The 7,996-nt window shown below is 55.5% G+C and carries 6 protein-coding genes; 5 read left to right on the forward strand and 1 reads right to left on the reverse strand.

What is annotated here, in order from left to right; genetic code table 11:
* Window positions 1–148 precede the first annotated feature (148 nt).
* Complete coding sequence (gene argE / locus ACN0VL_RS07725) at window positions 149–1,309, reverse strand: acetylornithine deacetylase (protein ID WP_417616129.1); 1,161 nt, start codon at window positions 1,307–1,309, stop codon at window positions 149–151.
* 248 nt (window positions 1,310–1,557) lie between these two features.
* Between argE and argC the strand changes: the two genes are divergently transcribed.
* The 5 genes from argC to argH all read left to right on the forward strand — a co-directional run bounded on the left by argC (window position 1,558) and on the right by argH (window position 7,674).
* Window positions 1,558–2,571, forward strand: a complete 1,014-nt coding sequence (gene argC, locus ACN0VL_RS07730; protein ID WP_417616131.1) for an N-acetyl-gamma-glutamyl-phosphate reductase — start codon at window positions 1,558–1,560, stop codon at window positions 2,569–2,571.
* Window positions 2,572–2,578: 7 nt separating this feature from the next.
* Window positions 2,579–3,367 carry an acetylglutamate kinase gene (gene argB, locus ACN0VL_RS07735; protein WP_417616133.1) on the forward strand — a complete coding sequence of 263 codons (789 nt, stop codon included), beginning with the start codon at window positions 2,579–2,581 and terminating at the stop codon, window positions 3,365–3,367.
* A gap of 9 nt (window positions 3,368–3,376) precedes the next feature.
* Window positions 3,377–4,294, forward strand: a complete 918-nt coding sequence (locus ACN0VL_RS07740) for an ornithine carbamoyltransferase (protein ID WP_417616135.1) — start codon at window positions 3,377–3,379, stop codon at window positions 4,292–4,294.
* Complete coding sequence (locus tag ACN0VL_RS07745; protein ID WP_417616137.1) at window positions 4,294–5,505, forward strand: argininosuccinate synthase; 1,212 nt, start codon at window positions 4,294–4,296, stop codon at window positions 5,503–5,505. Before ACN0VL_RS07740 ends, ACN0VL_RS07745 begins: the two co-directional genes overlap by 1 nt.
* 303 nt (window positions 5,506–5,808) lie before the next feature.
* Window positions 5,809–7,674 (forward strand): argininosuccinate lyase, encoded by a 1,866-nt coding sequence (gene argH / locus ACN0VL_RS07750; RefSeq protein WP_417616139.1) that lies wholly within the window; start codon window positions 5,809–5,811, stop codon window positions 7,672–7,674.
* Window positions 7,675–7,996: the final 322 nt, after the last annotated feature.

Consider the following 7,996-nt stretch of genomic DNA (forward strand, 5'->3'; position numbering starts at 1 on the left):
AAATGGCGCGAGAGGGGTGAATAGTAAAGGGGAATCCCAAGGGATGAGGCTCCCCATGAGAGAGCAATGAAAAAATACCGGGACAAACCCGGTATTTTGATGGTGTGGAGTGGGGGTTATGCTTAACGCTTAACGCCTGACGCTGTTGTTAGTTCTGAGCCAGACAAAAGCGCTGTACCAGTCGCTGAATGATATCGATGGTGGGCTTGACAAAGGATAGGTCCAGATACTCATCCGGTTGGTGAGCCTGAGCTATGTGGCCCGGGCCCAGCACTATGGTCTGACAGCCCAGCTGGTTGATAAAGGGGGCCTCGGTGCAGTAGTTGACCGCCTCGGCCTGGTGGCCGGAAATGGCTTCCGCCGCCTTGACCAGCTCGCCTTCCGGATCCGTGCCATAGGCCGGAATGGGTTCGTGCAGGTGAAACAGCTCCAGCGCATTGGGGTATTGCTCTTTGATCGGCTCCAGGGCGTGATGCAGCAGTCCCATGAGCTCATCCGGGCCGACACCGGGAATCGGGCGCATATCGAAATTCAGCTCGCAACAGGCACAAATGCGGTTGGGGCTGTCGCCACCGCTGATGGCGCCCAGGTTCAGCGTAGGCTGCGGCACCTTGAAATGATGGTTGCCGTAGTTTTCCTTGAGCTGGCGCTGCAGATCCAGCAAGCGGCCCATCACTTTATGCATAATTTCCAGCGCATTCACGCCGTTGGCCGGATCGGAACTGTGGCCACTCTTGCCGGTAATGCGAATGGCTTCCGACATGTGACCTTTATGCATCATCACGGGTACCAGGCCGGTGGGCTCACCAATTACCGCGTAGTCGGGTTTAATGGCCATGGCGCTGGCAATGGCACGGGCCCCGGCCATGGTGGTTTCTTCATCGGCGGTGGCCAAAATACGAATGGGTTTGGTCAGTTTGCTGAGGTCGATGTCTTTCAGCGCCTCGACGATAAAGGCAAAAAAACCTTTCATGTCGATCACGCCCAGGCCATAGAGGCGGTTGCCTTCCTCGGTGAGTTTAAAGGGATCTTTGGTCCAGCGGCCTTCATCATAAGGCACGGTATCGGTGTGACCGGCCAGCAGCAGGCCGCCGTCACCTTCACCTCGGGTGGCCACCAGGTTGAATTTGCCGGGCAAGTCGGGCAGTTCGGTCACTTCAACGGCAAAACCCAGCTGGCTGAACCAGTCGGCCAGCAGTCGAATCACCTGCTCGTTGCTTTGATCCCAGCTGCTTTCGGTGCTGCTGATGGAAGGAAGGGCGATGAGATCGCGATACATATCGAGCAGTTTGGGCTGTGTTGATGGCATAGACACTCCGTAAAAAGTCATCAAATTTATATTCAATAATGTTGCATAAGTATTTTATCATTGCTAGGCTGACAGCTTATTCTTATCTGGGTAACTAGCGTAGCAAATGGCCATGTTTTTCCTTTCCTCATTACGGCGACGACGACTGCTCGCCTGAGCCATTACCTTAGGGTGACATAAGCCCTGAAAACACGCTAGGCTGACGCCTGCATCTCAACCAAGCCACATTCAAATTGACGGATACGCCCATGTTAAAAGCTGCAATTATCGGTGCCAGCGGTTATACCGGAGCCGAACTGGCCGGTTTAGTCCAGGCCCATCCTCATCTTTCGTTAGCCGGCCTCTATGTATCAGAGGGCAGCCAGGACGCCCACAAGCCATTTTCCAGCTTGCACCCCCGCTGGCGTGGCATCATCGAGCAGCCCTTGCTGCCACTGGATGACGAGGCCCTGAGTCGCATTCATATCGACGCCGATCTGGTGCTGTTGGCCACGGCGCATGAAGTCAGCCACGACCTGGCGCCGGGCTTTGTAGCCAAGGGCTTGCCGGTATTTGATTTGTCCGGTGCCTTTCGTGTGCCCGGAGAGGATTTCTATGAGCGCTTTTACGGCTTTACTCACCAGCACCCTGACTGGCTAGGTCAGGCGGCCTATGGCCTGGCGGAGTGGAATCAGGATGCCATCAAAGCGGCTCAGCTGATTGCCGTACCGGGTTGTTACCCTACCGCCTCCTTGAGTGCATTGAAGCCATTGCAGCAGGCGGGGCTGATTGCCGCCGACAGCAAGCCGATTATCAGTGCCGTATCCGGCGTCAGTGGCGCCGGCCGCAAGGCCAGCCACGCCAACAGTTTTTGTGAGGTCAGCTTTAAGCCTTATGGGGTGCTGAATCACCGCCATCAGCCGGAAATCAGCCATCACCTTGATAATCAGGTGGTGTTTCAGCCGCATCTGGGTAACTTTATTCGCGGTATTCTGGCCACCATTTATGTGCAGCTGAACGACGATGTGAGCGATGAGAAAATAGCCGCGGCTTACCATCAGGCCTACGATGGCCAGAAAATTGTGCGCCTGACCGGTCAGTGGCCACAAATTAACGATGTGGCGGGTACCCCTTTCTGTGATCTGCACTGGGCGCGGGACGGCAACCAGCTTATTGTGGTGTCGGCCATCGACAACCTGTTGAAAGGCGCGGCCAGTCAGGCGATTCAATGTATTAATATTCACCAAGGATTTTCGCCACTGGCGGGTTTGGTACAGGAGTAAATCCAGGATGACGACGAAACAAACACCGCTGGTCATTAAGTTGGGCGGTACCTTATTGGAAAGTAACGACGCCCTGGCGGCGCTGTTTACCACGCTGAAGACCTTTATCGATGACGTAAAACGTCCGCTGGTATTAGTCCACGGTGGCGGCGTGCTGGTGGATAACCAGCTGAAGGCCATGGGACTGACGTCGACTAAAAAAGACGGCTTGCGCGTTACCCCGGTGGAACACATCCCCGTGATCACCGGCGCCCTGGCGGGCACGGCCAACAAACTGCTGCTGGCCCAGGCCATTGCCCACAACATCAGTGCCGTGGGCCTGTGCCTGGGCGATGGTGGTTTGTGTCGCGTTAGCCAGCTGGATCCCGAGCTGGGGGCAGTGGGCAAAATTGAAGGCGGCGATGCCACCTTGATCTGCACGCTATTGGACGGTGGCTTCTTGCCGGTGGTCAGCTCTATCGGCATTACCTTCGATGGTCAGCTGATGAACGTCAATGCCGACCAGGCAGGGACCGCCATTGCCGAAGTGCTGGACGCGGACTTGGTGATGTTGTCGGATGTCAGTGGCATTCTCGATGGTGAACGTCAGCTGATTAACGCGCTGACGGAAGCCCGCGCCATGGAGCTGATACAGCAAGGCGTGATCAAGGATGGCATGGCCGTTAAAGTAAAGGCGGCGCTCAAAGCCACCAAGATACTGGGCAAGCCGGTTGCCGTGGGCAGCTGGCGTAATCCGGAACAGTTATTGTCGCTGCTGGCTGGTGAGTCCGAGTTTGGCACCCGGATTTCACACTAAGGAGAGATTATGCAGCATTTATTAAGCCTGAAAGATTACAGCAAGCAGCAAATAGAACAGATATTGAACCTGGCGAAAGATCTGAAAGCCAATCCGGCCAAGTATGCGGATGAGCTGAAAGGCAAGAGTGTGATCACGCTGTTCGAGAAGCCTTCATTGCGTACCCGCGTGACCCTGGATATCGGTATTAATCGTCTGGGCGGTCATGCGGTCTATCTGGACAGCCAGAATGGTGCCATGGGCAGCCGCGAAACGGTACAGGACTTTGCCGCCAACCTGTCGCGCTGGTCTCATGCCATAGTGGCACGGGTTTATGATCACCAAACGCTGGTCGAAATGGCAAAATATGCCAAGGTACCGGTGATCAATTCCCTGTGTAACCTGTATCATCCGTGTCAGGCACTGGCGGACTATATGACCATTGCCGAGCATCATGATGATTTGAGCAAGGTGCACCTGGCGTACCTGGGTGACGGCAACAACGTGACCAACTCACTGCTGTTGGCCGGCGCCATTCTGGGCGTCACGGTGACCTCTGTGTGTCCCCGGGGCCGCAACGTGGATGCCCAGGTGTTAAAGGAAGCCGAAGCCCTGGCCGCCATCAGTGGTGGCAAGGTGCAGGTCACCGACAGCCTGGATGATGTGCATGATATCGATGTGTTGTATACGGATACCTGGGTTTCTATGGGCGATGAAACGCCTCTGGAGCAGGTAGCCGAAGTCTTCATGCCGTATCAGATCAATCAGGCCCTGCTCGACAAAACCGGAGCCAAACAGGTGTTGCATTGCCAGCCTGCCCACAGGGAGTGGGAAATAACTTCCGAGGTAATGGACGGTCCTTCCTCCTTCATCCTCGACCAAGCTGAAAATCGCATGCACGTTCAGAATGCCGTGCTGCTGACATTGATTAACAGGGATATGCATTAATGAGCCAATTCAAAAAAATTCTGCTGGCCTACTCCGGTGGTCTGGATACATCAGCCATCATTCCATGGTTGAAAGAAAACTATGAAGGTTGTGAGATCATCGCCTTCGTCGGTGATGTGGGTCAGGGTGACGAAGAGCTGGAAGGCATAGAAGCCAAAGCCCTCGCCTCGGGCGCCGTCAAGTGCATCGTAGCCGACCTGAAAGACGAGTTCGTCAACGACTATGTGTACCCGACCCTGAAAACCGGTGCTATTTATGAAGGGACCTACCTGTTAGGGACTTCCATGGCGCGCCCGATCATTGCCAAGGCCATGGCCGAAGCGGCACTGGCCGAAGGTGCCGAGGCGATTGCTCACGGTTGTACCGGTAAAGGTAACGACCAGGTACGCTTCGAAGGTGCGGTTGCTGCACTGGCTCCCCAGCTGGCGATTATTGCTCCCTGGCGCATCTGGGACATGAGAAGCCGTGAAGACTTGTTGAACTACCTGGCCGAACGCAACATCAAGACCACTGCCAGCGCCACCAAGATCTATTCTCGTGATGCCAACGCCTGGCACATCTCCACCGAAGGTGGCGAGCTGGAAAGCACCTGGAACGAGCCATCCGAGCAGGCCTGGACCTGGACTGTGTCCCCCGAGCAGGCTCCCGACAAGGCCGAAACCGTGTCCTTGACCATAGAACAGGGTCGCATCGTGGCGGTAGACGGCGAGCAGATGAGCCCGTACCAGGTACTGACCACGTTAAACGAGCGTGCGGCCAAGCATGGCGTAGGCCGGGTGGATATAGTGGAAAACCGCCTGGTAGGCATGAAGTCTCGTGGTTGCTACGAAACCCCGGGCGGCACCGTGATGATGGCAGCCCTGCGCGCCGTTGAAGAGCTGGTGCTGGACAAGCCGACTCGCGCCTGGCGCGAGCAGGTGGGCGCCGAGTTCTCTCACCTGGTGTACGACGGCCGCTGGTTCACCCCTTTGTGCAAGGCGCTGCTGGCTTCTGCCGATGCCATTGCCGAAGACGTATCCGGCGAAGTAGTACTGAAAATGTACAAGGGTCAGGTAACGGCCATTCAGAAGTCCTCACCGAACAGCCTGTACTCGGAAGAGTTCGCGACCTTTGGTGAAGATGAAGTGTACGACCAGAGCCACGCCGAAGGCTTTATCCGTCTGTACTCGCTGGCCAGCCGCATCAAGGCGCTGAACAGCCTGAAGAAGTAATAGCGGTCGGATAGTGAATATAAGTTGAAGAATAACCACAGGGGGCTTAATGCCCCCTGTGTTTTTTAAGCTGAAAGCTTGAAGCCGTAAGCTGTACGTAGAAAAAGTGAGGTGTCAGGCGTGAATCGTTAGGTGTTTAACCCCTTTACTCTTCACACTTTGCGCTTAACTGTCTACTGACAGCTTAAAGCTTACCGCTTCCAACTGCGTTTTAAGTATAATATCGAGCAACAATACGCCAGGCCTGTTACAGGCGTGGTTAACCATCATATATTAGCAATACCGTTTAGGAGTACAGGAGTTATGGCACTTTGGGGTGGGCGTTTCAGTCAGGCGGCGGATGCCAAATTTAAGCAGTTTAACGATTCTCTGCGTTTCGATTACCGCCTGGCGGAACAGGACATTGTCGGCTCCATCGCCTGGTCTCGTGCCCTGGCCAAGGCGGGCGTATTAACGGCAGAGGAACAGCAAAAAATCGAGCTGGCACTGAATGACCTTAAATTGAAGGTGATGGAAGATCCCAGCCAGATTTTACAATCCGACGCCGAAGATATTCACTCCTGGGTGGAAGGTCATCTCATTAATGCGGTGGGCGACCTGGGCAAGAAGCTGCATACTGGCCGTAGTCGTAACGACCAGGTAGCAACCGATCTCAAACTGTGGTGCAAGCAGCAGGTACCGCCCTTGCTGGCCAAGCTGGATGAGCTGCAAAAGCAGCTGGTGACAGTGGCCCGTCAGCAACAGGGTACGGTATTGCCCGGCTACACCCACCTGCAACGTGCCCAGCCAGTGACCTTTGCTCACTGGTGTCTGGCCTATGTCGAAATGCTGGAGCGGGACTTTACCCGCCTGCAGGATGCGCAAAAGCGCATGGATACCTGCCCGCTGGGCAGTGGGGCGCTGGCGGGCACCGGCTTTCCGATTGACCGCCACGAGCTGGCTCATTCACTGGGCTTTTCGTCACCGACCCGCAACAGCCTGGACTCCGTCTCGGATCGCGACCATGTGCTGGAGCTGATGAACTGTGCCACCAACTCCATGATGCACCTGTCACGCTTCGCCGAAGATTTGATTTTCTATAACTCGGGCGAGTCGGGTTTCCTCGAGCTGTCTGACCGGGTGACCTCGGGCTCATCCTTGATGCCGCAGAAGAAAAACCCCGATGCCCTGGAGCTGATCCGCGGCAAGACCGGTCGGGTGTTCGGTGCCTACGCCGGCATGATGATGACCTTGAAGGCGCTGCCACTGGCCTACAACAAGGACATGCAGGAAGACAAGGAAGGGCTGTTTGATGCTCTGGATACCTGGTATGACTGCCTGGAAATGGCGGAAATGGTGCTGCACGACATCAAGCTCAACGAAGATAAAACTCGGGAAGCGGCTCAGGGGGGCTATTCCAATGCCACCGAAATGGCCGACTACCTGGTGTCCAAGGGGATCCCTTTCCGGGAGGCGCATCACATAGTGGGTGCCATAGTGGTACACGCCATCAGCAAGAAGCTGCCGATGGAAGAGCTGCCGATGGCTGACTTCAAGGCATTCAGCCCGATGATCGAAGAGGACGCCTACGACAAGCTGTCGCTGGAGTCCAGCCTGGCCAGCCGCTGTGCTTTGGGTGGTGTCGCACCGGATCAGGTGGAGTTTGCGTTGACCAGTGCCGAGCGCCGCCTCACCCAGCGCGACAGCTCGGGCATTCATGTGCGTAGCGCCCGTTTGACCGACCTGGATGCCATAGAGCGCATGGTCAACTACTGGGCCAATATCGGTGAAAACCTGCCCCGGGACCGTAAAGACCTGGTCAAGGCCGTGGGGGAGTTTGCCGTGGTTGAAGTGCAGGGCCAGATCAGCGGTTGTGCCTCCTTGTATGTGTATGATACCGGCCTGGCGGAAGTACGCTCGCTGGGGGTTGAGCCCGGCTTTCAGGGGCAGGGGCAGGGGACTGCGCTGGTTGAAAAAATATTGAAGAAAGCCGAAGACATGGCCATCGACCGGGTGATTGTGTTGACCCGAGTGCCCGAGTTCTTCATGAAGCTGGGCTTTACCATGACCAGCAAGGCCTTGTTGCCAGAAAAAGTCATGAAAGACTGTGACCTGTGCCCACGTCAGCACGCCTGTGATGAAGTGGCACTGGAAGTGATATTAAAAGACAAGGCCAGCCTGCGTAAGTAATGGGTAAAGAGTGAAGGGTAAAGCGGACAAGCCAACCCTAAACCTATAGCACTGCGAAAAATACCGGGCTTGCCCGGTATTTTTATGCGTAAAATCCAAGCCCCTTATGGCAGCGCCAACATCGGAATGGCGCACGAATGTAGGCACTGCTTTAGCTGTGCAATGTTGCAGAGCAGCATTGCAACTCCGAGCTTTTCCCCGGCCACCGTGTTTTATATTTTCCCGCACCATCGTCTATCATATTCATACCAAGCACATTAAATAAATGATCTATTTCATTGTTGTGTAGGCATCGGACAAAGGGACTACTCCGACGACCCGC

The organism is Oceanisphaera sp. (assembly GCF_048268965.1).
GTDB lineage: Bacteria > Pseudomonadota > Gammaproteobacteria > Enterobacterales > Aeromonadaceae > Oceanimonas.